The organism is Sphingopyxis sp. (assembly GCF_036261875.1).
GTDB lineage: Bacteria > Pseudomonadota > Alphaproteobacteria > Sphingomonadales > Sphingomonadaceae > Sphingopyxis.
On sequence record NZ_DATAJZ010000020.1, the window covers coordinates 57,226 to 82,375 of the forward strand.

The 25,150-nt window shown below is 66.7% G+C and carries 26 protein-coding genes; 16 read left to right on the forward strand and 10 right to left on the reverse strand.

Features of this window, described 5'->3' with window-relative positions; all coding sequences use genetic code 11:
* Nucleotides 1–62 precede the first annotated feature (62 nt).
* Nucleotides 63–1,085: a dihydroorotase gene (pyrC, locus tag VHO04_RS09140; protein WP_329628037.1), complete on the reverse strand. Its 1,023-nt coding sequence runs from the start codon at nt 1,083–1,085 to the stop codon at nt 63–65.
* 56 nt (nt 1,086–1,141) lie between these two features.
* On the opposite strand from pyrC, the gene VHO04_RS09145 reads away from it, so the two are divergent.
* From VHO04_RS09145 to VHO04_RS09160, 4 genes are all read left to right on the forward strand, one after another.
* Nucleotides 1,142–1,873: a folate-binding protein gene (locus tag VHO04_RS09145; RefSeq protein ID WP_329628038.1), complete on the forward strand. Its 732-nt coding sequence runs from the start codon at nt 1,142–1,144 to the stop codon at nt 1,871–1,873.
* A gap of 133 nt (nt 1,874–2,006) precedes the next feature.
* Nucleotides 2,007–2,579, forward strand: coding sequence for a hypothetical protein (locus VHO04_RS09150; RefSeq protein ID WP_329628039.1), 573 nt, complete (start codon nt 2,007–2,009; stop codon nt 2,577–2,579).
* Nucleotides 2,580–2,597: 18 nt separating this feature from the next.
* The gene (locus VHO04_RS09155; RefSeq protein WP_329628040.1) at nt 2,598–3,173 is read left to right on the forward strand and encodes a retropepsin-like aspartic protease family protein; all 576 of its coding nucleotides are present in this window, start codon (nt 2,598–2,600) and stop codon (nt 3,171–3,173) included.
* 343 nt (nt 3,174–3,516) lie between these two features.
* Entirely contained in the window at nt 3,517–4,179 is a 663-nt protein-coding gene (locus VHO04_RS09160; RefSeq protein ID WP_329628041.1) for an MBL fold metallo-hydrolase, read from the forward strand.
* Nucleotides 4,180–4,311: 132 nt separating this feature from the next.
* On the opposite strand, the gene VHO04_RS09165 is transcribed toward VHO04_RS09160, so the two are convergent.
* Nucleotides 4,312–4,752 carry an MAPEG family protein gene (locus tag VHO04_RS09165; RefSeq protein ID WP_329628042.1) on the reverse strand — a complete coding sequence of 147 codons (441 nt, stop codon included), beginning with the start codon at nt 4,750–4,752 and terminating at the stop codon, nt 4,312–4,314.
* 335 nt (nt 4,753–5,087) lie between these two features.
* Between VHO04_RS09165 and rpmF the strand changes: the two genes are divergently transcribed.
* The 5 genes from rpmF (at nt 5,088) to VHO04_RS09190 (ending at nt 8,169) form a co-directional block, all read left to right on the forward strand.
* Entirely contained in the window at nt 5,088–5,264 is a 177-nt protein-coding gene (rpmF, locus tag VHO04_RS09170; RefSeq protein WP_053553947.1) for a 50S ribosomal protein L32, read from the forward strand.
* Between the two features lie 21 nt (nt 5,265–5,285).
* Nucleotides 5,286–6,320, forward strand: coding sequence for a phosphate acyltransferase PlsX (gene plsX / locus VHO04_RS09175; RefSeq protein WP_329628043.1), 1,035 nt, complete (start codon nt 5,286–5,288; stop codon nt 6,318–6,320).
* On the forward strand, nt 6,317–7,282 hold the full coding sequence (locus VHO04_RS09180) for a beta-ketoacyl-ACP synthase III (protein WP_329628044.1): 966 nt from the start codon (nt 6,317–6,319) through the stop codon (nt 7,280–7,282). Before plsX ends, VHO04_RS09180 begins: the two co-directional genes overlap by 4 nt.
* Nucleotides 7,283–7,462: 180 nt before the next feature.
* The gene (locus VHO04_RS09185) at nt 7,463–7,756 is read left to right on the forward strand and encodes an integration host factor subunit alpha (RefSeq protein WP_257543808.1); all 294 of its coding nucleotides are present in this window, start codon (nt 7,463–7,465) and stop codon (nt 7,754–7,756) included.
* 14 nt (nt 7,757–7,770) lie between these two features.
* Nucleotides 7,771–8,169: a MerR family transcriptional regulator gene (locus VHO04_RS09190; protein ID WP_329628045.1), complete on the forward strand. Its 399-nt coding sequence runs from the start codon at nt 7,771–7,773 to the stop codon at nt 8,167–8,169.
* A 158-nt stretch (nt 8,170–8,327) separates the two neighbouring features.
* Here VHO04_RS09190 and VHO04_RS09195 read toward each other — a convergent pair whose 3' ends face one another.
* The 3 genes from VHO04_RS09195 to VHO04_RS09205 all read right to left on the reverse strand — a co-directional run bounded on the left by VHO04_RS09195 (nt 8,328) and on the right by VHO04_RS09205 (nt 12,206).
* Nucleotides 8,328–8,879, reverse strand: a complete 552-nt coding sequence (locus VHO04_RS09195; RefSeq protein WP_329628046.1) for a SixA phosphatase family protein — start codon at nt 8,877–8,879, stop codon at nt 8,328–8,330.
* A gap of 46 nt (nt 8,880–8,925) precedes the next feature.
* Nucleotides 8,926–11,679 (reverse strand): ATP-dependent DNA helicase, encoded by a 2,754-nt coding sequence (locus VHO04_RS09200; protein ID WP_329628047.1) that lies wholly within the window; start codon nt 11,677–11,679, stop codon nt 8,926–8,928.
* A 158-nt stretch (nt 11,680–11,837) separates the two neighbouring features.
* Complete coding sequence (locus tag VHO04_RS09205; protein ID WP_329628048.1) at nt 11,838–12,206, reverse strand: PilZ domain-containing protein; 369 nt, start codon at nt 12,204–12,206, stop codon at nt 11,838–11,840.
* A gap of 119 nt (nt 12,207–12,325) precedes the next feature.
* On the opposite strand from VHO04_RS09205, the gene VHO04_RS09210 reads away from it, so the two are divergent.
* The 5 genes from VHO04_RS09210 (at nt 12,326) to VHO04_RS09230 (ending at nt 16,752) form a co-directional block, all read left to right on the forward strand.
* Nucleotides 12,326–13,927 (forward strand): lysine--tRNA ligase, encoded by a 1,602-nt coding sequence (locus VHO04_RS09210; protein WP_329628049.1) that lies wholly within the window; start codon nt 12,326–12,328, stop codon nt 13,925–13,927.
* Between the two features lie 114 nt (nt 13,928–14,041).
* Complete coding sequence (locus VHO04_RS09215) at nt 14,042–14,524, forward strand: asparaginase domain-containing protein (protein WP_329628050.1); 483 nt, start codon at nt 14,042–14,044, stop codon at nt 14,522–14,524.
* 243 nt (nt 14,525–14,767) lie between these two features.
* Entirely contained in the window at nt 14,768–15,079 is a 312-nt protein-coding gene (locus VHO04_RS09220) for a hypothetical protein (protein WP_257543793.1), read from the forward strand.
* Nucleotides 15,080–15,134: 55 nt separating this feature from the next.
* On the forward strand, nt 15,135–15,986 hold the full coding sequence (locus VHO04_RS09225; RefSeq protein ID WP_329628051.1) for a DUF692 domain-containing protein: 852 nt from the start codon (nt 15,135–15,137) through the stop codon (nt 15,984–15,986).
* On the forward strand, nt 15,979–16,752 hold the full coding sequence (locus tag VHO04_RS09230) for a DNA-binding domain-containing protein (RefSeq protein WP_329628052.1): 774 nt from the start codon (nt 15,979–15,981) through the stop codon (nt 16,750–16,752). Before VHO04_RS09225 ends, VHO04_RS09230 begins: the two co-directional genes overlap by 8 nt.
* Before the next feature lie 115 nt (nt 16,753–16,867).
* On the opposite strand, the gene VHO04_RS09235 is transcribed toward VHO04_RS09230, so the two are convergent.
* Nucleotides 16,868–17,899, reverse strand: coding sequence for a fatty acid desaturase family protein (locus VHO04_RS09235; RefSeq protein ID WP_329628053.1), 1,032 nt, complete (start codon nt 17,897–17,899; stop codon nt 16,868–16,870).
* A gap of 206 nt (nt 17,900–18,105) precedes the next feature.
* On the opposite strand from VHO04_RS09235, the gene VHO04_RS09240 reads away from it, so the two are divergent.
* The gene (locus tag VHO04_RS09240; RefSeq protein WP_329628054.1) at nt 18,106–20,688 is read left to right on the forward strand and encodes an EAL domain-containing protein; all 2,583 of its coding nucleotides are present in this window, start codon (nt 18,106–18,108) and stop codon (nt 20,686–20,688) included.
* Between the two features lie 9 nt (nt 20,689–20,697).
* Here the strand turns inward: VHO04_RS09240 and VHO04_RS09245 are convergent, their stop codons facing one another.
* From VHO04_RS09245 to VHO04_RS09260, 4 genes are all read right to left on the reverse strand, one after another.
* The gene (locus VHO04_RS09245) at nt 20,698–21,969 is read right to left on the reverse strand and encodes an amidohydrolase family protein (RefSeq protein WP_329628055.1); all 1,272 of its coding nucleotides are present in this window, start codon (nt 21,967–21,969) and stop codon (nt 20,698–20,700) included.
* A gap of 117 nt (nt 21,970–22,086) precedes the next feature.
* The gene (locus tag VHO04_RS09250) at nt 22,087–22,998 is read right to left on the reverse strand and encodes an RcnB family protein (RefSeq protein ID WP_329628056.1); all 912 of its coding nucleotides are present in this window, start codon (nt 22,996–22,998) and stop codon (nt 22,087–22,089) included.
* A 124-nt stretch (nt 22,999–23,122) separates the two neighbouring features.
* The gene (locus VHO04_RS09255) at nt 23,123–23,668 is read right to left on the reverse strand and encodes a (2Fe-2S)-binding protein (RefSeq protein WP_329628057.1); all 546 of its coding nucleotides are present in this window, start codon (nt 23,666–23,668) and stop codon (nt 23,123–23,125) included.
* Nucleotides 23,669–23,695: 27 nt separating this feature from the next.
* Complete coding sequence (locus VHO04_RS09260) at nt 23,696–24,460, reverse strand: class II aldolase/adducin family protein (protein ID WP_329628058.1); 765 nt, start codon at nt 24,458–24,460, stop codon at nt 23,696–23,698.
* A gap of 269 nt (nt 24,461–24,729) precedes the next feature.
* Here VHO04_RS09260 and rpsU point away from each other — a divergent pair, with 269 nt between their 5' ends.
* Nucleotides 24,730–24,936: a 30S ribosomal protein S21 gene (gene rpsU, locus VHO04_RS09265; protein WP_003047635.1), complete on the forward strand. Its 207-nt coding sequence runs from the start codon at nt 24,730–24,732 to the stop codon at nt 24,934–24,936.
* Nucleotides 24,937–25,150 lie beyond the last annotated feature (214 nt).

Genomic DNA, 25,150 nt, shown 5'->3' on the forward strand with positions numbered 1-25,150 from the left:
CATCCATTCTTTCCAACGCTGCTCTGAATGGACCCCGGATCAAGTCCGGGGTGACGGAAGAGTTAAGTAAGCCGCCAGCCCAGCGTTTCGCCCGCATGAAAAGGCACGACCTCGCCGATCCGCTCCGGCACCACGGTCTCCCCGCGCTCGAGCGTGATCGTGCCGCCATTGAGCGGCAGGCCATAGAAATTCGGTCCATGCTCGCTGGCGAACCCCTCGAACCGGTCGAGCGCGCCTTCCTCATCGAACACCGTCACATAGGATTCGAGCGCATAGGGTGCATTGAAGATGCCCGCGCAGCCGCAGGCAGCCTCCTTCGTATGCACCGCGTGCGGGGCGCTGTCGGTGCCCAGGAAGAATTTGGGCGATCCCGACACCGCCGCGGCGCGCACCGCGAGCCGGTGCTGCTCGCGCTTGGCGACGGGCAGGCAATAAGCGTGCGGGCGGATGCCGCCGACGAGCATCGCGTTGCGGTTGATATGGAGATGCTGCGGGGTGATCGTCGCGCCGACGTTGGCGGGCGCGTCCCGCACGAAATCAACCGCTTCGGCCGTCGTGATATGCTCGAAGACGATCTTGAGGGTCGGCAGTTTCCGGACCAGCGGCGCCAGCGTGCGCTCGATGAACACCGCCTCGCGGTCGAAGATGTCGACGTCGTGATCGGTGACCTCGCCGTGGATCAGCAGTGGCATCCCGATCTCGGCCATGCGTTCGAGCACGCCCATGATGTTCGCGATGTCGGTGACGCCGTGCGCGCTGCCCGTCGTCGCGTGCGCCGGATAGAGCTTTGCCGCGGTGAACACGCCCTCGGCATGGCCGCGCGCCAGCTCGCCCGCGTCGCTGTGGTCGGTCAGATAGGCGACGATCAGCGGCGTGAAATCGAGCTCTTTCGGCACCGCGGCGCGGATGCGGTCGCGATAGGCCGCGCCTTCCGTCGCGCTCGTCACCGGCGGCGACAGGTTCGGCATGATGATCGCACGCGCGAACTGGCGCGCGGTGTGGCGCGCGACCTGTTCCAGCATCGCGCCGTCGCGCAGATGGACGTGCCAGTCGTCGGGGCGTCGGATAGTCAGGCGGTCGGTCATCGGCGGCTCGTCGATAAGTGGGTTGGTTTTGGCTGGGGCGTCCCTAGATTATCGCCATGCCCAATACCACCCTCAACGATCGCGCGCTCCTTCGACTTTCGGGCGAGGACGTACGCGGCTTCCTGCAAGGCCTCGTCACCAACGATGTTTCGGGCAATCTGCCGGTGTGGGCGGCGCTGCTGACCCCGCAGGGCAAAGTGCTGTTCGATTTGCTGATCTGGGGCGACGAGGATGATGTATTGATCGACTGCGAGCGCGCCGCCGCCGACGATCTGGCGAAGCGCCTGACACTCTATCGCCTCCGCCGCGCGATCACGATCGCGCGCGAGGAGGGACTCGGCGTCCACTGGGCGAAGGAGGGTGACCTCGGCGTCGTCGATCCGCGTCTGTCCGACCTCGGCCAGCGCTGGCTCGCGCCCGCCGGGGAAGGGGAGGGCGTCGACGCCGCATGGCAGGCGCATCGCCTGTCGCTCGGCGTTACCGAGGGGTGCGCCGAACTCGGCGACGGAACGACGCTCTGGCTCGAATGCAACGCCGCCGAACTGAACGGCGTCAGCTTCACCAAGGGCTGCTATGTCGGGCAGGAGAATACGGCGCGGATGAACTGGCGGCAGAAGGTCAATCGGCGGCTGGTGGTCGTGCCGATCGCTGAGGCCGACGGCAAGCGTCAGGTCGTCGCCTGGCCCGAACTCGGCTGGTCGGTCGAGCATCGCCGGGTCGAAAATATCGACCCCGCCGCCGCGCCCGGCTGGATGCGCGAAGCGCTCACCGCCGATCGCGGTTCATGACGACCTCCTCCCTCGTCACCCCGGATCAAGTCCGGGGTGACGAAAGTGTGGCGCGGCTCTTTCTTCGAGCGGCATCGCCGTCCACCAGTCGCGGTTCATGACAGGTGCAGGCGGGCATGGTAGATTTCCCGCCATGCGCGCCCTTCTGATCGCTTCGGCGCTCGCCGCCGCTCTCCCGGTCGCTCCTGCCGTTGCCGCCGATCCACCGCTCGTGCCGATCGCGCCCGAGGAAGCGACCGCTCCCGCGCTATTGGTGCCGCTCGCCCCGGATTCGCCGTGGACCGCGCGGTTCGCGGCGGCCGCCGACGAATTGCTGCCCGCGCTGCGATCGGGCGAGGAAAGCCGCTGGGGTCCGCTGCTGGGCGGTCCGTGGCTGGGCGCGCCCGACCGCGCGCGCGTTGCCGCCTTGCTGCGCGACCGCGACGGCCCGTTCGGTCATGCGCTTTCCGGGCAGGCGGGCACTCGCCGCATCATCCTGGGGTGGCAGTCGCCCGCGACACTGAACGCCGCGGATCGCGCCGCGATCGCCGCGCGACCCGAGGCCGAGGCGATCGTCTGCTGGGCCGCACAGGGCGCCGCCGATACCGGATGGCCGCGCACCGCACGCGAAGCGGACAATGCGCCGGGGCGCCCCTATGCGTGCGCGCGCATCGCCTATTCGGTGCGGGACGGCGCGCCGCGCTGGCGCGCCTTCGTCGAGGGCTGATTTAACCATTCCCCAATCATGATCTGCGACAAGCGCGCCATGTTGCGGCGTTTCATCTCCTTGGCCGGGATCATTGCGGTGGGCTCGATCGGCATAGCCAATATCGCGGGCCGTCAAAGGGCCGAAGGGCCCGCGGCGCCCGCGCCGGACCCCTATGCCGGCGAAAGCAACTGGACGATGCGCGGGCGGGACGCCGCTGCGGCGTCCGCCAAGGCTGCCGCCTCGCGGCCGAGCGAGGTTCGAATCCGACGCGCGTCCGATTCGCATTTCTATGCCGACACCGATGTGCAGGGCACGCAGATCCACATGCTCGTCGACAGCGGCGCCTCGCTCGTCGCGCTGACGCGCCGCGATGCGGAGGCGATCGGGATCGACGTCGACCGCCTGCCGGTCGCGGGCATGGCGCAGACGGCGGGCGGGCCGATCCCGATGCGGGTCACGATGCTCGACAGCGTCGATGTCGACGGCATCACGGTGCGCAATGTCGAGGCGGCGGTGGTCGACGCCGACATGGGTGTCTCGCTGCTCGGCCAAAGCTTCCTCGCCAAGCTCGACACGGTGAATATCGAAGGCGACACGATGACGCTGCGGTGATCGTCGAGCGGATTTGGTCTGCTGTTGGATTTTTGCGCGGCCGTTGCGGGAATTTGTTTCACGCAAAGGCGCAAAGAAACCGGGTCTCACACAAAGACACGAAGAGGCCGGGTGTGATCGCGCGTCCGGTTCGTCGCCGTATGCGACCTTGAAAGGCGCTTCGCGCGAGTGATGGATGGATGGTCGCGTTGGCGCGCGCCCTCTTCGCGTCTTTGTGTGAGGATTTTTCTCCACTTCTTCTTCGCGCCTTTGCGCCTTTGCGTGAGATCATGAGAAGAATGCGAGCCTTGCCGCTCGTCCTCAACTCTTGCCAAACCCTCGCGATTTCCCCACATCGGCGGCCATGAACGCTCCCAATCCTCCGCTGAAGGCCGCGATCGTGCCGGTCACCGCTTTCCAGCAGAATTGCACTTTGCTGTGGTGCACCGAAACCAACAAGGCGGCTTTCGTCGATCCCGGCGGCGACCTCGACAAGCTCCGGGAAGCGGTCCGGCAGACCGGGGTCGAGGTCGAGAAGATCCTCGTCACCCACGGCCATATGGACCACTGCGGTCAGGCCGGGGTGCTCGCGAAGGAACTTGGCGTGCCGATCGAGGGGCCGCACGAGGACGATCGCTTCTGGATCGAAAAGCTGAGCGAGGACGGTGCGCGTTTCGGGATGGAGGGCGAGCCGTTCGAGCCCGACCGCTGGCTCGTCGACGGCGACAAGGTGGCGGTCGGCAATCTGGAGATCGACGTCATTCACTGCCCCGGCCACACGCCCGGCCATGTCGTCTTTTATCACGGCCCCTCGAAACTTGCGATCGTCGGCGACGTGATTTTCCAGGGCTCGATCGGCCGCACCGACTTTCCGCGCGGCAATCATCAGCAGCTTCTCGATTCGATCACGCAGAAGCTCTGGCCGCTCGGCGGCGACACCATCTTCCTGCCCGGTCACGGTCCGCACAGCAGCTTCGCGCAGGAGCGGAGGACGAACCCCTATGTCGCCGACGGGGTGATTGGATAGATGCCCACGATTGGATCTGAAGCAGATTCCGTTTGTGTCGAGCGAAGTCGAGACACCCATCAGTATGGCGCAAGGGCGATGGGTGTCTCGACTTCGCTCGACACGAACGGGAATTTAGGGCGGCTGCGTTCTCTACCTCGGCGCGACCACCTCGGTGTGGACAGCCTTCGCTGCGCCGAAGCTCACTGGAGTCGTATAGACGACCGTCAGCGCGGTGATCGCGAGACCGAGCTGGGTCAGCATGGTGATGATGGTTCCGATCATGCGGCCCCAGCGCATCCCGTCCATGCCGAGCGCGTGGAGGATGCGGCCGACCAGATAGAGCGCGCCGACCGCCCAAAGCGCCATTGACGGTCCCAGGCCGAGCTCGACGAGCGCGAGCAGGATCAGCACGAAAGCGGTATTCTCGACGAAATTGCTGTGCGCGCGCATCCGCCGCGTGACGGCTTCGTTGCCGCCGTCGCCGACGAAGACCTTCTCCCGCGTCCGCACCCGGCCGACGCGCACGCTGAGCCAGAGATTGAGCAGCGCTGCGGCCGCGGCAATGGTCAGGCTGATCGGCAAGATGATCATATGGTTCCCCCTGTTGGCCGGGATTCCGGCAAGGACGGAGATGTGGCATTGACGGAGGGGCAGGGCAAGGCCGCTTCCTGTTCGTCGTCAGGACAGGGAGCGTCGATCCGTCCTTTGCCTCGGGGGTTGCCTTTGCGGGCAAAAACGCTATAGCCGCGCCCGATCCGGCACCCGACACCAACAGGCGTTGAGGCACCCTCCGGCGGATGATTTCCGGTCGTTTTTCAAACGGTAACGGTTTTCATCGTGGTGGGCGGGCCAGTCATTTCCGGCGACGGGAAAGACAAGTTCGGGTTCGCCGATTCGATTAAACATATAGGAATGCAGGAAATAACATGGCCGTCCCCAAGCGAAAAACCTCGCCCTCGAAGCGCGGAATGCGTCGCAGCCACGACAGCCTGAAGGTCGAAGCCTTTCAGGAATGCCCCAATTGCGGTGAGCTGAAGCGCCCGCACAATCTGTGCAACGCCTGCGGCCATTATAACGGCCGCGAAGTGGTGGCTGGCGCCTAAGTCAAGCCGGAGAGCGTCAGAATGAGCCTTACACCGCGAATCGCGATCGATGCGATGGGCGGTGACGTCGGCGTTCGCGTGATGTGCGCGGGCGCGGCGATGGCGCGTCACCAGCACGACGGTCTGCGCTTCCTGCTTGTGGGAGACGAGACGCGGATCAAGGCCGCGCTCGACAACCACCCGAACCTGCGCGCGGCGTCGGAGATCATCCACACCGACAAGGTCGTCTCTGGCGAGGACAAGCCCAGCCAGGCGCTGCGTGGCGGTCGCGGCAGCTCGATGGGGCTCGCGATCGACGCGGTGAAGCGCGGCGACGCCGGCGGCGCCGTCTCGGCGGGCAACACCGGCGCGCTGATGGCGATGGCGAAGGTCGCGCTGCGCACCATGCCGGGGATCGACCGACCGGCGCTCGCGGCGCTGCTACCCTCACTCGGCGACAACGATGTCGTCATGCTCGACCTCGGCGCCAACACCGATTGCGACGCGAACAATCTCGTCCAGTTCGCGGTCATGGGCGCCGCCTATGCCCGCACCGCCATGGGCCTCGCAAAGCCGCGCGTCGCGCTGCTCAACATCGGCACCGAAGAGCTCAAGGGCACCGACGAAATCCGCGACGCCGCCGCGCTGCTGCGCGCGGCCGAGGGGCTGCCGATGCAGTTCGCCGGTTTCATCGAGGGCGACAAATTGTCGCGCGGCGAGGTCGACGTCGTCGTTCACGACGGTTTCTCGGGCAATATCGCGCTCAAGACGATCGAGGGAACGGCGCGCTTCGTCACCGACCTGCTGCGCCGCGCCTTCACCTCGTCGGTGCGTTCGAAGATCGGCTTCCTGATCTCGCGCCCCGCGACCGAATTGCTGCGCCACCATCTCGATCCCAACAACCATAATGGCGCGGTGTTCCTGGGGCTTAACGGCGTCGTGCTGAAAAGCCACGGCAGCGCCGATGCGAAGGGGGTCGCGAATTGCGTCCACCTCTGCGCCGAACTCATCGAAAAGGATATCACGCGTCAGGTGACCGAGGATCTCGCCAATTTCCGTGGGAGCGCGGCGGCATGACCCTGCGCGCGATCTTGTCCGGCACCGGCTCGGCGCTGCCGCGCACGCGCGTTTCCAACGCCGAACTCGCGACGCGCGTTGACACCAGCGACGAGTGGATCGTCGAGCGCACCGGAATCCGCTTTCGCCATATCGCCGAACCCGACGAGACGACCGCGACGCTCGGCGCCGCGGCGGCGAAGGAAGCGCTGGCGGCGGCCGGACTCGATGCCTCGGACATCGGCCTGATCATCGTCGCCACCGCGACCCCCGACAATACCTTCCCCGCCAGCGCGACCAAGGTGCAGGCGCTGCTCGGCGCGCCCGATTGCATCGCCTTCGACGTCGCAGCTGTCTGCTCGGGCTTCCTCTATGCCCTTTCGGTCGCCGATTCGATGCTCCGCACCGGCGCCGCGCGGCACGCGCTGGTGATCGGCAGCGAGACGTTCAGCCGCATCCTCGACTGGGAGGATCGTGCGACCTGCGTTCTGTTCGGCGACGGTGCGGGCGCGGTCGTCCTGTCGGCCGAGGAAGTCAGCGACGATCGCGGCATCCTCGCGACCCGGCTCCACGCCGAGGGCAAATATTGCGACATGCTCTATGTCGACGGCGGTCCGTCGACGACCGGCACCGTCGGCCACGTCCGCATGCAAGGCCGCGAAGTGTTCCGCCATGCCGTTACCAATCTGGCGTCGGTGCTGGGTGAGGTGATGGAAGAGGTGGGCCTTGCCGCCAGCGACATCGACTGGGTCGTGCCGCATCAGGCGAACAAGCGGATTATCGATGCGACCGCGAAGAAGCTGGGCCTGTCCGCCGACCGCGTCGTGCTGACCGTCGACCAGCACGCGAACACGTCGGCGGCATCGGTGCCGCTCGCGCTCGACCTCGCGGTTCGCGACGGCCGCATCCAGCGCGGCGACCTCGTCGTGCTCGAGGCGATGGGCGGCGGCTTCACCTGGGGCGCGGCGGTCCTGCGCGTCTGATTCCAGCGATTCTCCTCCCGCTTGTGGGAGGGAATATGTTCACCGCATCAACTCCTCGCTCCATCCAATTCAGTTTGGAGGATTTATTCGCTTTTGTTACATAGGAGGCGGGACTCGTGTCGGTGGGGGCCTTCCGGGAACCTTTGGGTTGCATCCGCTTCAGGAGGGGAAGGGAAGAAGATGACGTCAGGGACGCTTACGCGCGCCGATATCGCGGCGAAGATCAACCAGCAGATCGGCCTGTCGCGCAATGAATCGGCGACGATCGTCGAATCGATATTGGACCATATGTCGGACGCGCTCGCCAATGGGCAGAATGTGAAGATTTCGGGCTTCGGCACCTTCGTGCTGCGCGACAAGGCGCAGCGGATCGGCCGCAATCCCAAGACGGGGATCGAAGTGCCGATCCTGCCGCGCCGGGTGATGACCTTTCGCGCCAGCCAGTCGATGCGTGCCCGCGTCGCCGGCAAATAGCCTGGGTATGGCGCATGGCTGATTCCGACCATGGCGCGGGCGGGAGCGCGGACAGGGGCAAGGCGGCGAGCGCGATGCTCGCGATCGGCGAACTCGCCGATCGCATCGGCGTGCCGACGCATGTCCTGCGCTATTGGGAAACGCGCTTTCCGCAGCTCCGTCCGCTCCAGCGGTCGGGGCGGCGGCGCTATTACCGCGCCGAGGATGTCGCGCTCGCCGAGCGCATCCACCATCTGCTGCATGTGAAGGGCTTCACGGTCGAAGGCGCACGCAAGGCCTTGTCGCAGCCCAATGGCGCGGCCTCGGCTGAGCCGGTGGCGCCTCCGGCTGCAACGCCGGTCGCCGCATCGCATGGGGTTTCGGTGGAGGCGCTGGTCGCGCTGCGCCAGCGGCTCGCGGCGGCATTGCGTTAAAAGCGCCCGTGTCCCCGCGAAGGCGGGGGCGACGGCTATCGATCACGCAACCTATCTTTCATCGTCACCCCGGACTTGGCCCGGGGTCCATTCACGCACCGCTGGGAGAGTGGATTCCGGATCAAGTCCGGAATGACGAAGGAGGAAATGGCGGCGGCTCAATCATCATCCATCGCCGGCGCGAGCGCCGGGTCGAGGTCGCGCGGGCGAACGAAGGCGGTGATCCGCGCCTGATTGACGTCGAGGTCCTGCCAGTCGGCGATGTCGAGCTCGAGCCGGACGAGCGCCGAGGTCGGCAGCTTTTCCTCGACCGCGGCGCGCAAGTTCCCGCCGCCCTCTTCGGGCGCGAGCATCAGCGCGAGATCCTCGAGCCCCGGATTATGCCCCGAAATCAGCAGATGCGCGGCATCCCTTCCGGTATCGCGCAGCACGTCGATCAGCGTCGCCGCCGAGGCGAGATAGATGCGCCGGTCCCAGACCGGTTCGATGGCGTCGAGGCCCGCAGCGGGCTGGAAGATGTCGAGCGTTTCGGTGACGCGCACGGCGGGCGAGGCGACGATGCGGTCGACCGGCATCGCGTGCCGCTTCACATATTGGCCGATCAGTTCGGCGCCACGGCGTCCGCGGGCGTTGATCGGCCGGTCGAAATCGCGCTCTACAGCCACGTCCCAGCCCGATTTCGCGTGCCGCAGGATGGTCAAACTCTTCAAGATCGCTCCCCGCCTGTCCCCTCGTTCCCGGCCTTCTGCCGCAAACTCATGACGGTGAAAAGGCAGGATATGCGCTTTTTCGCTGCCGCATGTTCGCGGCCGCGACATGGTTCACCGCCTCGTCGAGCGGCAGGCGGCGGATCGGTGTGCCTTCGGGAAAGGCGCTCAGCAGCCGCGACGGAAAGCTCGGCGAGAGCATCACGAACTGGCCGAAATCGTCGGCGCGGCGGATCAGGCGGCCGAAGGCCTGTCCGATGCGGGCGCGGATGACGCTGTCGTCATAGGCGCTGCCGCCCTGCGCCACGCGCCGCGCCGCGTGCAGGATCGTCGGGCGCGGCCACGGCACCCCCTCCATGATCACGAGCCGCAGCGAATCGCCCGGCACGTCGACGCCGTCGCGCAAGGCATCGGTGCCGAGCAGCGAGGCGTGCGGGTCGGCGCGGAAGATGTCGACGAGCGTACCGGTGTCGAGCGGATCGACATGCTGGGCATAGAGCGGCAGCCCGGCGCGCGCGAGCCGGTCGGCGATGCGCGCATGGACGATGCGTAGCCGGCGGATCGCACTGAACAGACCCAGCGCGCCGCCGCCCGACGCCTCGATCAGCCGGCTGTAAGCGCCCGCGAGCGCGGACAGGTCGCCGCGCGCGATGTCGGTGACGATCAGCACTTCGGACTGGCGCGCATAGTCGAACGGGCTCGGCACCGCGAAATGCTGAACCCCGCCGCCCATATGCCGCGCGCCGGTGCGGATGTCGGCGTCGGCCCAGCCCGATCCGCTGCTTCCGCCCCGCAGGGTGGCGGAGGTCACGAGCACGCCCTGCGCGGGGCGATACACCACCTCGGCGACCGGCCGCGCGGGGTCGAGCCAGTGGCGGTGAAGCCCCAGATCGAATTCGCGCCCGTCGTAGCGATCGACCGCGAGCCAATCGACGAAATCGGGATCGGCGGGGCCGCCGACGCGCCCGAGCAGCGACAGCCAGCCGCCCAATGTGTCGATCCGCGTGCCGAGGCTCGCCCGCGCGCCGTCGACCCGCGCGCGCGCCTGGCCGTCGAGCCAGTCGGGCGGGTCCTCGACCAGCGCGTCGAGCCTTTTGCCGAGCGCCAGCAGCGGCCGCAGCAGCGCCTCGACTGCGTCGCTCGCCCCCGCCGCCGCCGCGACCAGTTCGGGATCGGGGTCGGCAAGCTCGGTTTCGAGGCCATAGCCCGCGTCGGCGGTACGCGTGTCGACGCTGCGCGCATAGACCTGGCCGCGCACCGCGACGAGCAGCCGCTCGATCGCGCCCCACGGCGCCGTCTCGGCGATCCGGGCGAGCCAGCCCTCGCCGGGAAGCTCGCCCGACGCCGAGATCGCCGCCTGAATCGCGCGCTCGCCCGCCTCGTCATAGCTTGCGACGTCGGCGAGCCGCGCCGCGAGCCCGCGCCGCCGCCCGCGCGACTTGCCTTCGGGGCCGAGCACCCAGCGGCGGATCTCGACCGCTTCCTGTCCGGTCAGCGCCGCCGCGAACATCGAATCGGCGGCATCCCACAGATGATGTCCCTCGTCGAAGATCAGCCGCGTCGCGGGCGCCCCGCCCCCCTCCTGCGAACTCGGGCGCGGGCGGGCGGCCTGCACCATCGTCAGCGCATGGTTGGCGATGACGATGTCGGCCTGCGTCGCCGCGCGCGCCGAGCGTTCGATGAAGCATTTGCGGAAATGCGGGCAGCCCGCGTAAATGCACTCGCCGCGCCGGTCGGTCAGCGCTGTCGTGCCGTTGCGGCGGAAGAGGGCGGGGAGCCAGCCGGGCAGGTCGCCGCCGACCATGTCGCCGTCGCGCGTATAGGCCGTCCAGCGCGCGACGAGCTGCGCGAGGATCGCCGCGCGCCCCGAAAAGCCGCCCTGCAGCGCATCCTCCAGATTGAGCAGGCAGAGATAATTCTCGCGCCCCTTGCGCACGACGACCTTCTCGCGATGCGTCGCGGCGTCGGGGTAGAGTTTCTCGGTCTCGCGCGAAAGCTGGCGTTGCAGCGCCTTGGTGAAGGTCGAGATGCAGACTGCGCCCGCCGACTGGTCGATCCATTGTTTCGCGGGAGCGAGATAGCCGAGCGTCTTGCCGATCCCGGTGCCCGCCTCGGCGACCAGCATTTCGGGCGCATCCTTGCGCGCGCGCGGACCGAAGATGGCGGCGGCGGCGCGGGCATAATCCTGCTGCCCCGCGCGCCGCTCGGCCCCGTCGCCGGTCAGCCGGTCGAGCCGCGCGGTCACGTCGTCGGGATTCACCGTCACCTGCCGCGGCTGGGGGCGCGGCGGCGCCTCCTCCCATTCGGGCAGGCGTGCGAACAGCCAGCGGTCGGCCTTGCCCGGCGGATCGAGCCGCGACTGCAGCAGCGAGGCCCACGGCCAGCGCTGGCGGCCGAGCGCCTGCAGCGCGTGCCACGCCCCCTCGCGCTCGGGCCAGTCCGGGTCGTCGAGGCTGGCGAGCATCGCGGCGGCGGCGTGCGGCAGGAAGGCCGCGATATCATCCTCGCGCGCGGGCGGCGTCAGGCCGAGCGCCGCGGCGATTCCCGCAGGGGTCGGCACCGCGAAGCGCGCGGGATAGAGGAAGGCGAACAGCTCGAGCAGGTCGAGCCCCGACAATTCGGGATAGCCGAGCCGGTCGCCGGTCAGCGTGGCGCCGAGCAGCAGGTGCGGTGTCGCGGCAACAGCGGCGATCGCCTCGCCGCGCCCGACCCTTTGCACGCGCCCGCCCGCATCGGCGATCCAGATGCCGACATGGCTCGCATGGAGCGCGGGCAGGGCCAGGGGATCGACGCGGGGGAGCATGGCCCCACGCTAGGGACAAAAGAGGAACGCGGCAAGCGTGCGGACCACCCCATTTTCGTCATCCCCGCGAAAGCGGGGACCCAGGGTGGGGTAGGCCGACGCACGCTCCGGGTTCCCGCTTTCGCGGGAATGACGATGGTTGGGTATAGATGATTGGGTTAATTGAGCCCCCGCCGTCCGAACACCGGCGCGCGCTGGTTCAGAAAAACCGGCGGCGTCTCCGTCGCGGCACTTCGCTGCGCAGCCTCCAGCGCCTTGTAAAGCGCGCCGTGCAACAGCTCATAAGGAAAGCGCACCCCCATGCGGTCGAACTCGGACCACATGACGACGGCATAAGTGACCTCGCCCGCATAATGGATTTCGCAGCGCGAGCGCGCCGGCATACTCGCCCCGTCGATCCGCGCCCCGCCTTCGGACAGGTCGGCGATGCGGCCGCCGACGAAGTTGAGAACGCCGTTGACCATGACCTCGATCGAGACCGGAGTCCGCTTGTGGCTGCGTGCCGTGGGGGCGCGAAAATTCGTCATGCCGCGAAGCTAAGCCCGACATGGTAAATTTTTCGGTAATGACGATCTCGCAACCGGGACGTGCCCCTTAAGGCACTTTTGCCTTCGAATTGGCCGATCTTGCCGCTATGGGCGCAGCCATGACTGACCTGCACCTTCATCCTTCGCTGCGCGCGCATGCGCAAACGTCCAAGGCCTGGCCGTTCGAGGAAGCGCGCAAGCTGGTCAAACGCTATCCCGACGGCAAGCCCGGCGGCGAGCCGGTGCTGTTCGAGACCGGCTATGGCCCCTCGGGCCTGCCGCACATCGGCACGTTCAACGAAGTGCTGCGCACGACGATGGTCCGCCGCGCCTATGAGGCGCTGACCGGCGGCGCCGCGACGCGCCTCGTTGCGTTCAGCGACGACATGGACGGGCTGCGCAAGGTTCCCGACAATGTCCCCAACCAGGCGATGCTGCGCGAACATCTCGGCAAGTCGCTCACCGCCATCCCCGATCCGTTCGGCAAGTATGAGAGTTTCGCGCATCACAACAATGCGATGCTCCGCGAATTTCTCGACCGTTTCGGCTTCGAATATGAGTTTGTGAGTTCGACCGAGCGCTACAGGTCGGGCGCGTTCGACAATGCGCTCAGGAATGTCCTGCGCCACAATCAGGACATTCTCGACATCATGCTGCCGACGCTCCGCGCCGAGCGCGCCGCGACCTATTCGCCGATCCTGCCGGTCAGCCCGAATTCGGGCATCGTGCTCCAGGTGCCGGTGACCGTGGTCGATGCCGACGCCGGACTCGTTTCGTTCGAGGACGAGGGCGAGACGATCACGCACAGCATCCTGTCGGGCGGCGCCAAGCTGCAATGGAAGGTCGACTGGGCGATGCGCTGGGTCGCGCTGGGCGTCGATTACGAGATGTACGGCAAGGACCTGACCGACAGCGGTATCCAGTCGGGCAAGATCGCCAAGGCGCTCGGCGGCCGCAAGCCCGAGGGGCTGATCTACGAGATGTTCCTCGACGAAAAGGGCGAGAAGATCTCGAAATCGAAGGGCAACGGCCTCAGCCTCGAACAATGGCTCGACTATGGCAGCGAGGAAAGCCTCGCCTTCTTCGCCTATCGCGAGCCCAAGGCGGCGAAGCAGCTTCACATTGGCGTGATTCCCAAGGCGGTCGACGAATATCTCCAGATGCGCGGCAACTATCCGGCGCAGGACGGCGACAAGAAGCTCGGCAACCCGGTGCACCACGTCCATGTCGCGCGCGGCGAGGATGTGCCCGCGGCCGAATTGCCGGTGACTTTCGGCCTGCTGCTCAACCTTGTCGGGGTGATGGGCGCCGATGCCTCGAAGGATCAGATCTGGCGCTACCTCGGCCAATATGTCGAGGGCGCGAATGCGGACGCCTATCCCGAACTCGACCGGCTGATCGACAATGCGATGGCGTATAACCGCGATTTCGTCGCGCCGACCTTGCAGCGCCGCAAGCCGCAGGGCGGTGAGGGGGCGGCCCTGAAGGCGCTCGACGACAAGCTCGCGGCGTTGTCCGCCGACGCCTCGGCCGATGATATCCAGAACATCGTCTACGAGATCGGCAAGGACGAAGCCTATGGCTTCGAGAATCTGCGCGACTGGTTCAAGGCGCTCTACGAGACCCTGCTCGGGTCGAGCGCGGGGCCGCGCATGGGCAGCTTCATCGCGCTGTTCGGGATCGCCAACACGCGGCGGCTGATTGCCGAGGCTTTAGCGTAAAATGGAACGTCATTGCGAGCGAAGTGAAGCAATCTCCAGCTATCGGTTTCGCGCAAGGCTGATGGCTGGAGATTGCGTCGTCGCTACGCTCCTCGCAATGACGAAAGAGGGCTTATGATCGACATCTTCACCACCGGCGGCACGATCGACAAAGTCTATTTCGACGCGCTCAGCGAGTTCCAGATCGGCCCCGCGGCGATCCCCGACATGCTGCGCGAGAATAATGTCCACGTCCCGCACCGCGTCACGCAGCTCATGCGCAAGGACAGCCTCGAACTGACCGACGCCGACCGCGAGGCGATCCGCGCCGCGGTCGCCGCGAGCGATGCCGACCGCATCCTCGTCACCCACGGCACCGACACGATGGTCGTCACCGGGCGCGTGCTCGCGGGGATCGCGGGCAAGACGATCGTGCTCACCGGCGCGATGCAGCCGGCGTCGGTGCGCGCGAGCGACGCCGAGTTCAATGTCGGCTTCGCGCTCGCCGCGGTGCAGACGCTGCCGCCCGGCGTCTATGTCGCGATGAACGGGATGATCTTCGACCCCGCAACGACGGTGAAGGACCGCGCCGCCGGGCGCTTCCGCGCCGGGACCTGACACGCCGATTCCCCGAGCGAAGCCGAGGGGCCATGCCGAGCGCAGTCGAGGCGGCGGCGATGCGGGTTCTCGCTCCGCTCGAACGGGCCCCTCGGCTTCGCTCGGGGAACCGGAGAAGGGCGAGTTAAATTGCTTTCGCCTGTGATCGAGATCATGCGACAAGGCCGCCGGGTCGTGTGACAAGAACAGCGGGCGACGAGTCGCCCCACTTCTATCGGGACAACCAAGGGAAGGGACGATCACATGAACAGCCACAAACTCGCCAGTCTCATCGCCGCGTCGGCGACCGCGGTCGCGCTTTCGGGCGCCGCGCTCGCCGCCGATCCGGCGCCGCACGCCAAGCGCGTCGGCGCGAGCGACACGGTCAAATGCTATGGCGTCAACAGTTGCAAGGGCACCTCGGACTGCAAGACCGAGGCGAGCTCGTGCAGCGGCGACGCCGGATGCAGCACCGCAGGCAATAGCTGCGCGGGCGCGAACAGCTGCAAGGGCAAGGGCTTCAAGAAGCTCGCCGCGGGTAAATGCCTGACCGACGGCGGCAAGATCGCGGTCTGACGACAACGGACGGGTCCGGCCGGCGCCGGACCCGAACCGCCGACGGAGAGCGAGCGTGCGCGCAGAGGATTGCCGGACAGTGCCGTCGCCGGGCTTCGGCCTTGGCCTGCGCCCCGATCATTATCCCGATTTTCTTGAGCGACCGCAGCCGGTCGAATGGCTGGAGATCATCTCCGAAAATTACATGGTGCCGGGCGGACGCCCGCTCGCCATGCTCGACCGCATCCGCGCCGATTATCCGATGGTGATGCACGGCGTGTCGCTGTCGATCGGTTCCGACGAGCCGTTCGACCGGGATTATCTGGCCGACCTCAAGGCGCTGGCCGAGCGGGTCGAGCCGCTGTGGATTTCGGACCATCTCTGCTGGACCGGGATCGACGCGCACAACAGCCACGACCTGCTGCCGCTCCCCTATGACGCGCCGGCGCTGCGATGCGTCGTCGACAATATCGGCCGCGTGCAGGATATTCTCGGCCGCCGCATCCTGATCGAGAATCCGTCGAGCTATGTCACCTTTCGCTCGTCGGATCGCAGCGAGTGGGATTTTCTCGCCGACATGGCCGAACGCGCCGACTGCCTGCTGCTGCTCGACGTCAACAATATTTACGTCAGCGCGCGCAATCACGGCTTCGACCCGCTCGATTATCTCGCCGGCCTGCCCGCGCACCGCATCCAGCAGATCCACCTCGCCGGCCACAGCGACATGGGCGACTATGTCATCGACACCCACGACGCCGACGTCTGCGATGCGGTGTGGGACCTTTATGCGCGGGCGATCAATATGTTCGGCCCCGTGGCGACGATGATCGAGCGCGACGACGCCATTCCACCGCTCGCCGACGTGATCGCCGAACTCGACCGCGCGCGGACGGTCGCCGCGCGGGTGCTGGAGGGCGCCGATGCCTGAGCCGCTGCGCGAGGTTCAGCGGCGCTTTCTCGCGGCGATCATCGAGGACGATGCGGGCGCCGGGGCGCTGATCGTCAACGACGCGCGCGTTGGCGCGGCGAAGCGGCTTGCCATCTATCGCAACAATTACCGCGCCAGCCTGACCGGCGTGCTCGCCGACCATCACGAGCGGCTGCACGCCTGGCTCGGCGACGAGCAGTTCGACACGGTCGCGGGCGCCTATGTCGCCGCGCACCCCTCGACGACGCGCAACCTCCGCCATTATGGCGGCGGTTTCGCGGCCTTCCTGGCCGAGCATTTCCCGGACGACGGCGAACTCGCCGAGCTGGCGCGGCTCGACTGGGCGCTGCGCGCGGCGTTCGACGCGCCCGATGGTCCGGCGCTCGATGCCGTGCGCGTGACCGCGCTGGGCGAGACGTGGCTCGAGCAGCCGCTGAGGCTCCATCCGTCCGCGAGTCTGCTCTCGGCGCGCTTCAACGTCGCGGCGCTATGGCGCGCGCTCGACGCCGGGGAAGAGCCGCCCGAACCGGTCGAGCTCACGGCGCCGGTCGTGCTGCTCGTCTGGCGGAACGGCCTGCAACCGCAATTCCGCAGCCTGTCCGCAGCCGAAGCCGCGGCGCTGGCGCGCCTCGAAGCGGGCGCGACCTTCACCGGGCTCAGCGCCCATGTCATCGAAGCGGTGGGGGAAGCCGTCGCGATGGAGGAACTCGCCGGCTGGCTCGGCCAATGGCTCGCTGATGGGGTGCTGGTGCTTGGGTTAGACTGAAACCCTGCCTTATCTCGTCATCCCGGCGAAGGCCGGGATCTCACCGTCTCGACCTGGCGCACCGGCGGGATCCCGGCCTTCGCCGGGATGACGATCGATCAGGAAGGATCGCACTCTAACCCTTCGCCGTCACCTGCCGCAACACCGCGCGGTAATGCGGCGCGATCGTCATCGCCTCATGCTGACCCTGCCGGCCGAGCATCGCGTGGACCGCGGGCAGGCGATAGCAGGGGACGCCCATGAACAGATGATGCTCGGCGTGATAATTCACCCAATAGGGCGCGACCGTCGCCCGCGCGATCCAGCCCGCGTGCGTCGTGCGCGCATGGGTGAAGGGATCCTCGCTTCCGGTCGTGGTGCACGCATGTTCGGCGATGTTGCGGATGCGGAGGTATAGCTGAAAGGTGGTCGCGAGCGCGGCGATCCACAGCAGCCAGGGCGTCCAGCCATAGAGCAGCAGCGACGCCGCGAGCAGCACCGCCTGCACCAGCAGAAAGCGCCCGACCGCGCGGGTCACCGCCATCGCGCCCGCGACGTCGACCGTCGGTGACGTCACGCCGTCATCCGACTGCTTGTTGAAGGGCGTGCCCGCCTTGGTGCTCGCCCCCCTCTTGTCGCCCCGCTCGCCGCGCAGCATCGCCTGCAGACCTTTGAAGGCATAGCCGAACTGCGCCATGCGCTGCTTGAAGAAGGTCTGTCCGGTCAGGTCGCGCAATATCTTGCGCCCCAGGCTGGCGCGCGTGGTCGGGAAGGGTTTCGACAGCGACAGGTCGGGGTCTTCGGGCTGCTGCGTATATTTATGATGCTGCAGATGATAGGTGCGATAGGCGATCAGGTCCGATCCGGCGGCCGATCCGGTCAGCCATTGGCCGAGGAAATTATTCACTTTTCTGTTGGGGTGCAGCAGGCCGTGCGCAGCCTCGTGCATCAGGATCGCCAGGCCGAGCTGACGCCCGCCGACGATGATAATCGCGAGCAGCCAGGCGAGCGGATGACCGCTCCACGCCGCGAGGCCCACCGCCGCGATGCTGACGATCCAGGCATGGGCGACCAGCCAGACACCGCGCCAGCGCGAGGGGGCAGTGATCGCGGCCCATTCGGTGCGATCGAAGAAGCGGTTGGGCGGCAGAAGGCGGACAGCGGACATGGTTCACCCTAACAAGTTGCGAAGCGAAACCCAACCCCTTCCATTCTGGCACAGCAATGGGGGCAATCGGCGGTCGGCGGTAAGGATTTGGTAACCCGCCTGCGGACAGAGGGATGGTTGGACCAGACGAGCGGGATGGGCGGAATTTGGGGGTTCGATTCAACATCGTACGGCCGGCGGCCAGCGATTTGCCCGAAGGGGAATCGTTGCTCGCGACACCGGAGTTCGTGGCGCGCCTGATGCGTGTCGCGCAGCTCTGGCACTATGTCCTTATCGCCCGCGTGCTGGCCTTTTTCGCCTTTGCCTTCTTTCCCGGCGTTGCGGGTTTTCTCGCGCGTCCGTCGCTGTGGCTGGTCATGGCCGCCGGCCTTGGTTGCGACCTTGTGCTGACGATCCTCGGCCAGCTTTCGCGAGTCCGGCCGCCGCCTTCGGGCCGCTGGCTGCGGCGCGGGGTCGGGGCCTGCTTCGCGTTTCTCATTGCCGGAACGATGCTGCATTCGGCGGCGATGTTCGCCGCGACCGCGGCGCACGACGGCCGCCTCTATTTCGATGCCTTTTCGGCCATCAAGCTCGGCTCGATCCTCGTCGCCGCCGCCGCCGCGGCGATCGTCCGCCCGGCCTTTTTCGCCTTTGCCGGGGCGATGGCGCTCGGCGGCGCGATCGGTATCGCCTCGTGGCCGTTCGGGGTGGCGGGGCTCGTCTTCCTCGGGCTCCTCATCGTCATGTTGCGCGAGGATGTCCGGCACCAGCGCCGCGCCACGCACGTCAGCCGGCGGACGATCAGCGAGCAGCAGCGCGCGCTTGGGCTGATGCGCGATTTCGAGCGGGCGGGGCGTGGCTGGTTCTGGGAAACCGACCGTTATGGCCATCTCGTCTATATCTCGCCCCCGGTCGCGGCCAAGCTGGGCATCCCGCAATCGGACCTTTTCGGCCGGCCGTTCACCGACCTGATCCGCAAGCGCGTCGGCAATGACGAGAGCGAGGAGCGGACGCTGGGATTCAGCCTGTCATCGCGGACGCCCTTCAACGAACTGACCGTCCAGGCGGCGGTGTCGGGCGAGGAACGCTGGTGGTCGATATCGGGCCATCCGATCAGCAACGAGCTCGGCAATTTCCAGGGTTTTCGCGGCAGCGGCACCGACCTTACCGACAAGAAACGGTCGGAGCGCGAGATCAACCAGCTCGCGCGCTATGACACGCTCACCGGCCTCGCCAACCGGCTCCACATCACCGACCTGCTCGAACGCGCGCTGCGCAATCATATGGGGCAGGCGCAGCCGTGCGCGCTGCTGCTGATGGACCTCGACCGCTTCAAGGCGGTCAACGACACGCTCGGCCATCCGGTCGGCGACCAGTTGCTGCAACAGGTCGCGGGGCGCCTGACCCAGATCGTCGGCGACAAGGGGCAGGTGGGGCGGCTCGGCGGCGACGAGTTCCAGATCGTGCTGCCGCAGATCGTCCAGCCCGAGAAACTGGCCGGGATCGCCAATGCGATCATCCTCAGCCTCGCCAAGCCCTTCGCGATCGAGGGCGAGCAGGTGCGGATCGGTTCGTCGATCGGCATCGCGGTGTCCGAAGGGCAGGGGGTGTCCTCGTCGGCGCTCGTCCGTAACGCCGACCTCGCGCTCTACGCGGCCAAGGATGCGGGGCGCGGCGTCTATCGTTTCTACGCCGACGCGATGCACAATCAGGCGAGCGAGCGAAAGGCGATCGAGGATGCGCTGCGCGACGCGCTAGCCCGGGACGAGTTGGCTTTGCTCTATCAGCCGATCGTCGATGTGAAGCGCGAGTATGTCACTGGCTTCGAGGCGCTGATCCGCTGGCGGCGCGAGGGCGGCGAGGTCGTCAGTCCGTCGAAATTCATTCCCATCGCCGAGGAATCGAACCTGATCGTGCCGATCGGCGAATGGATCATCCGCACCGCCTGCGCGACGATCGCGCGGCTCGGCCCCGGCTACCGCGTCGCGGTCAATGTCTCGCCGCGCCAGTTCGCCAATGAAAAGCTGCCCGCGACGATCCTGAACGCGGTCGCGGCGGCAGGGATCGAACCCGGGCAGCTCGAGCTCGAGATCACCGAAGGCGTCTTCCTCGACGAAAGCCCGGAAAATCTGGAGATGTTCCAGAAATTGAAGCGCACCGGCGTGCGGCTTGCGCTCGACGATTTCGGCACCGGCTATTCGGCGCTTGGCTATCTGAAGAAGGCGCCGTTCGACAAGATCAAGATCGACCAGAGCTTCGTGCTCGGCGCCGTCGACAGGAGCAGCATGAACGCCGCGATCATCTCGTCGATCGTCGGCCTCGCGACCGCGCTCGACATGGAGACGACCGCCGAGGGGGTGGAGACGCACGACGACCTCGCGCTCGTCCGCGCGCTCGGCTGTAGCCACGTCCAGGGCTATATCTATGGGCGTCCGATGGAATTGGGCGAGGTGCTGGCGCTGCTGCGCGAGGGCGGCGGAGCGGTGGTCGCGCGCGGCTTCAAAAGCGCGCGCGAGCCCCGGATGCGGACCTTCCGCAGAATTCAAGTGGAAAGCGGCGGCTATCACTACGAAGCCATTGTCCGCAACCTGTCGTCGCGCGGCGCGCTGATCGAGGGGCTGTGGAACGTGCCCGAAGGCACGACGCTGACGCTGGAGCTGACCCCCGACGTCCGGCTCGATGCCGAGGCGCGCTGGTCGGCGGGCAATCGCGTCGGGGTGCGCTTTGTCGAAGCGATCGACATGACGGTCTTCGCCGGCCCCCCGGCGCAGCCCCGAGCCTTCAAGCAGCGCGCCTATCGCGCGGCCTGACCGCGCGAGCTACTCCGCGACCCGGCCGCGCGCCATCACCCAATCGACCGATTCGAGCGTGCGCACGTCGGTCAGCGGGTCGCCGTCGACCGCGATCATGTCGGCCGATAGTCCCGGCGCGATGCGGCCGATCTCGTCCTCCATCGACAGGAGCCGCGCCGCGACCGTCGTCGCGCTCGCCAAGGCTTCGCGCGGAGTCAGCCCATATTTTACCAGCAGCGCAAACTCGCCCGCGTTGCGGCCATGCTCGAACACCCCGGCGTCGGTGCCGAAGGCGATCGGCACGCCCATCTCCTTCGCGCGCGCCATCGCCTTGCCGACGTCGTTCAGCGTCATGCGGACCTTTTCCTCGACCGTCGGCGTGTAGATGCCCTTGCCCAGCCGCTCTCTTATGCCCTCGAACGCCATCAGCGTCGGGACCATATAGGTTCCCTTCGCCTTCATCACCTTGAGCGCGGCTTCGTCGGCGAAGGTGCCATGTTCGATGCTGTCGATGCCAGCGGCGGCGGCCGATTCGATGCCGCGCGCGCCGTGGGCGTGGGCCATGACCTTCAGGCCCAGCGAATGGGCGGTGGTGGCGATGCTCTCCATCTCGGCGTTCGAGAAGTGCGCGCCGAGCCCGCGGCCCTGCTGCGACAGCACGCCGCCGGTTGCGGTGATCTTGATGACGTCGGCGCCCGCGCGCGAGGCCTTGCGGACCTTTTCGGCGCATTCGACCGCGCCGGTGCAGGTATAGCCCTGATCGAGCACGGCGTGGATATCCTCGCGAAAGCCCGTCGTGTCGCCGTGCCCACCGATGATCGCCAGCGGCGGCCCGGCGGCGATGATACGCGGTCCCTCAATATAACCCTCGGCGGTGCCGCGGCGCAGCGAGAAGGCGGTATATTGCGCCGACCCCGCCTCGCGCACTGTGGTGAAGCCGGCGCGCAGCGTGACGCGCGCATTCTTGGCGCCGACGACGACGCCCCATTCGTCGGGATCGACCGCTTCGCTGCGATAGTCGCCGCCGGGATCGCCGGTCAGATGGACGTGAAGGTCGATCAGGCCGGGAAGCAGCGTCTTGTCGCCCAGATCGACTACCTCCGCGCCCTCGGGCACCGCGGTGCGGCCGGGCGCGATCGAGACGATGCGGCCGTCGGTCACGGTGACCGTCGACGGCCCCTCGGCGGGCTTGCTCGCGTCGGTGATGAGGTGGCCGGCATAGACGATCGTGGTTTTCGCGATGGCGCTGCTGCTCATCAACGCGAGTGTCGCCGCGGCGACGAACCCAAGTTTGCGCATGATATCTCCCCTGTTCTGCCGGTATCGTGGCGCGTGGAACGGAAGAGGGCAAGCGCATAAAAAGAGGGAGCCGGAAACCCGACCCCCTCAGTTTCTCTTCTGACAACCGAAAGGATATTACCAGAAGAAGTCGTAGATCACGTCGACCACGCGGCCCGTATAGACATCGACGAGCAGGGCATCGTCATAGTAGCGGATCCAGCGATAGTCGCCGTAAGCCGGGGGCAGACGATAATACCAGGGGTCGTTGATCCAGTAACGCTGGCCGTAAAAGAGCGACCCGAGTGAAAAGCCGATGCTGAACCTTGTATAGCTGCGCCCGCGATACGGGTTGTAATAGCGCGGCATCCGATAATAGCCGCGGTTGTGGTCGCGGTAGCTGCGCCAGTCGTAGCGGCGGTCGCTCCGCCATTGACGGTTCCAGTTCCGGTTGTCCCCGCGCCCGTCGCGATAGCGGCGATCGATCCGGTTGTTGTTATTGCGGTCCCAACGGCGGTCGAGCTGGCCGTTGCGGTTCCGGTCATAACGGCGGTCGACCTGCCCGTTGCGATTGCGGTCGTAGCGACGGTCGACCTGACCATTGCGGTTCCGGTCCCATTGTCGATCGACGCGGCCGTCGCGGTTGCGATCATAGGCACCGCCACGCTGGCCCTGCCATTGCTGCGGCGGGCGTTGGCCCTGTCGCTGCTGATGGGCGGGGCGCTGGGCCGTGCCGCGCTGACCCTGCCACTGGCGCCGGTTGTCGCTGCGCTGGCCATTCCAGCCGTTGCGGTCGCCGCGCGGGGCGCGCTGAACCTGCGGCTGCTGGACCTGCTGACGCACCTGCGGTTGCGATTGGCGCTGTGGCCGTTCGGCCCGCTGGCCGCCGTTCCAATTGCCGCCGCGCCGGCCTTCGGACCCGCGCGAGCTATGATTTCCGCGTTCGCGCTGGGCGATCTGGATGCGCTCACCGTTCGCCTGGGCGGCGGCGGGCGCAATGGGAGTCAGGATCGTCGCGGCGATCAGCAACCCTCCGAACATCTTCTTCATCTTGACGATACTCCAATGTCCCATCCGGCACCCGGCCGATCGGGAAGATGAATCGAAAGTTACCGGAGACAAGATGCATCGTCGCTGAACCCGGTTGTTGCCTGCGGTTCAGCTAGATGAACGATTACCGCTCGTGCGGAGCCCTGAGTGCCGGCACGGCGCGCGCCGCGTCCTCGGGCCGGATGCCCGGCGGCGGCGCGGCGGCGATGCGTTCCTCGCCGCGCAGCACGCGGCCGGCGCGGCGGATCGCGCCACGGATGCGGGGATAGGTGCCGCAGCGGCAGATGTTGGTCATCGCTGCGTCGATCTCTGCGTCGCTGGGATTGCTGTTCTTCCGGAGCAGCGCGGCGGCGGCCATGATCATGCCTGACTGGCAGAAACCGCATTGCGGCACCTGCTCGGCGACCCAGGCCTGCTGCACCGGATGGCTGCGGTCGCGGGTCAAGCCCTCGATCGTCGTGACAAAGCGGCCTTCGCATTCGGCGATGGTGACCATGCAGCTGCGAATCGCCTCACCGTCGATGTCGACGGTGCAGGCGCCGCATTCGCCGGTGCCGCAGCCATATTTGGTTCCGGTCAGGTTCGACGCGTCGCGCAGGGCCCAGAGCAGAGGCGTTTCGGGCTCCATGCGATATTCGACCGGGCGGTCGTTGACCGAGAATTTCGTCATGCCGCCGGTCTTAGCCGAACGGCTGGATTAGTCACGCCAGCTCGTGTCGATCTTGTCGACCTTGCGCACCATCGCATCGAACTCCGGCTTGCCCGCCTGACCGGGGATCGCGGCCATGTAGAGGTCGCGCTGGTGGACCGCGATCACTTCGTCGGGGACGGTGATCGGCTTGCCCATGCTCATCGTCGCAAGCTGGATTTCGCAGGCGCGCTGCAGCGCCCAATATTTGATGAAGGCTTCGGGCAGCGACTTGCCCATGACGACGGGGCCGTGATTCTTCAGCATCAGGATGCGCTTATTGCCGAGATTCTCGACCAGCCGCTCGCCCTCTTCCTCGCGCACCGTCACGCCCTCGAAATCATGATAGGCGAGTTGGCCGGCAAAATTGCAGGCATAGAAATTGACCGGCTGGAGCCCACCCTCCAGCGCGCAGACCGCGACCGTCGCGGTGGTGTGGGTGTGGATGATCGCATGGGCGTCGGGCAGGACGCGGTGAAACAGGCTGTGCTGGACGAAGCCGGCCTTGTTGACGTGCCAGGGATTGTCCGCGTCGACCTTGTTGCCGTCGATGTCGATCTTGATCAGGCTCGACGCGGTGACTTCGCTGAAATGCATACCATAGGGGTTGATGAGGTAGCTGCCTTCCTCGTCGGGCACCTTCACCGTGATATGGTTGAAGATCATCTCGTCCCAGCCCATCATCGCGAAGATGCGGTAGCAGGCGGCGAGCTCCTGTCGCGCCGTCCATTCGGCCTCGCTATATTTGCTGTTGCGCTTGAGCTGGGTCGCCATGGCCTGTCCCTTCGATGTCAGTTTCTTCCTGCTACCTATGCCACAGGCTTGGGGTAGGGCACAATCCCGCCCGATGGCCTTCTGCGACCTCCTTGCCGCATCTCGCCGCGCGGGGGCTTGCATTTCGGCGCGAATCCCTTTAGTTGGCGCTGCATCGGAACGTCGCGCTTTCGCGGCGCTCTTTTTATTGCCCGAATATCGGCGATTTACGGCAAACCGGAGCATCCGGTGGCCCGGATCGTTTTGACGAACAGGAGACGACACGGCGTATGCAGATCATCGTTCGCGACAATAATGTCGACCAGGCCCTTCGCGCGCTCAAGAAGAAGCTGCAGCGTGAGGGCGTGTATCGCGAAATGAAGCTGCGCCGTCACTACGAAAAGCCCAGCGAAAAGCGCGCCCGTGAGCGTGCGGCCGCTGTCCGCCGCGCCCGCAAGATGGAACGCAAGCGGATGGAGCGCGACGGTATCAAGTAAGACCGTCTCCCGTTCGGGATCCTGCTTCGAGAAAAGGGCGCCGTGGCAACGCGGCGCCCTTTTTCGTGTGCGAGGAGGCGGAATGGCGGCTTGCGGCCGGAAGCGGACCTAACTTGTATCGTCATCCCGGACTTGATCCGGGATCCATTCATCCGGCGCTGAGAGAATGGATCCCGGATCAAGTCCGGGATGACGAAAGTCTGAAAGTCGCGCG

Coding starts and splice junctions, on each gene's coding strand:
- plsX (WP_329628043.1), top strand. CDS start 5,286: ATGAGCCTTACACCGCGAATCGCGATCGATGCGATGGGCGGTGACGTC.
- VHO04_RS09255 (WP_329628057.1), bottom strand. CDS start 23,668: ATGACGAAATTCTCGGTCAACGACCGCCCGGTCGAATATCGCATGGAG.
- VHO04_RS09230 (WP_329628052.1), top strand. CDS start 15,979: ATGCCTGAGCCGCTGCGCGAGGTTCAGCGGCGCTTTCTCGCGGCGATC.
- VHO04_RS09205 (WP_329628048.1), bottom strand. CDS start 12,206: ATGACGAATTTTCGCGCCCCCACGGCACGCAGCCACAAGCGGACTCCG.
- VHO04_RS09245 (WP_329628055.1), bottom strand. CDS start 21,969: ATGCGCAAACTTGGGTTCGTCGCCGCGGCGACACTCGCGTTGATGAGC.
- VHO04_RS09165 (WP_329628042.1), bottom strand. CDS start 4,752: ATGATCATCTTGCCGATCAGCCTGACCATTGCCGCGGCCGCAGCGCTG.
- VHO04_RS09220 (WP_257543793.1), top strand. CDS start 14,768: ATGAACAGCCACAAACTCGCCAGTCTCATCGCCGCGTCGGCGACCGCG.
- VHO04_RS09190 (WP_329628045.1), top strand. CDS start 7,771: ATGGCTGATTCCGACCATGGCGCGGGCGGGAGCGCGGACAGGGGCAAG.
- VHO04_RS09150 (WP_329628039.1), top strand. CDS start 2,007: ATGCGCGCCCTTCTGATCGCTTCGGCGCTCGCCGCCGCTCTCCCGGTC.
- VHO04_RS09235 (WP_329628053.1), bottom strand. CDS start 17,899: ATGTCCGCTGTCCGCCTTCTGCCGCCCAACCGCTTCTTCGATCGCACC.
- VHO04_RS09155 (WP_329628040.1), top strand. CDS start 2,598: ATGATCTGCGACAAGCGCGCCATGTTGCGGCGTTTCATCTCCTTGGCC.
- VHO04_RS09210 (WP_329628049.1), top strand. CDS start 12,326: ATGACTGACCTGCACCTTCATCCTTCGCTGCGCGCGCATGCGCAAACG.
- rpsU (WP_003047635.1), top strand. CDS start 24,730: ATGCAGATCATCGTTCGCGACAATAATGTCGACCAGGCCCTTCGCGCG.
- VHO04_RS09250 (WP_329628056.1), bottom strand. CDS start 22,998: ATGAAGAAGATGTTCGGAGGGTTGCTGATCGCCGCGACGATCCTGACT.
- VHO04_RS09200 (WP_329628047.1), bottom strand. CDS start 11,679: ATGCTCCCCCGCGTCGATCCCCTGGCCCTGCCCGCGCTCCATGCGAGC.
- VHO04_RS09215 (WP_329628050.1), top strand. CDS start 14,042: ATGATCGACATCTTCACCACCGGCGGCACGATCGACAAAGTCTATTTC.
- VHO04_RS09160 (WP_329628041.1), top strand. CDS start 3,517: ATGAACGCTCCCAATCCTCCGCTGAAGGCCGCGATCGTGCCGGTCACC.
- VHO04_RS09260 (WP_329628058.1), bottom strand. CDS start 24,460: ATGGCGACCCAGCTCAAGCGCAACAGCAAATATAGCGAGGCCGAATGG.
- VHO04_RS09185 (WP_257543808.1), top strand. CDS start 7,463: ATGACGTCAGGGACGCTTACGCGCGCCGATATCGCGGCGAAGATCAAC.
- VHO04_RS09145 (WP_329628038.1), top strand. CDS start 1,142: ATGCCCAATACCACCCTCAACGATCGCGCGCTCCTTCGACTTTCGGGC.
- pyrC (WP_329628037.1), bottom strand. CDS start 1,085: ATGACCGACCGCCTGACTATCCGACGCCCCGACGACTGGCACGTCCAT.
- VHO04_RS09180 (WP_329628044.1), top strand. CDS start 6,317: ATGACCCTGCGCGCGATCTTGTCCGGCACCGGCTCGGCGCTGCCGCGC.
- rpmF (WP_053553947.1), top strand. CDS start 5,088: ATGGCCGTCCCCAAGCGAAAAACCTCGCCCTCGAAGCGCGGAATGCGT.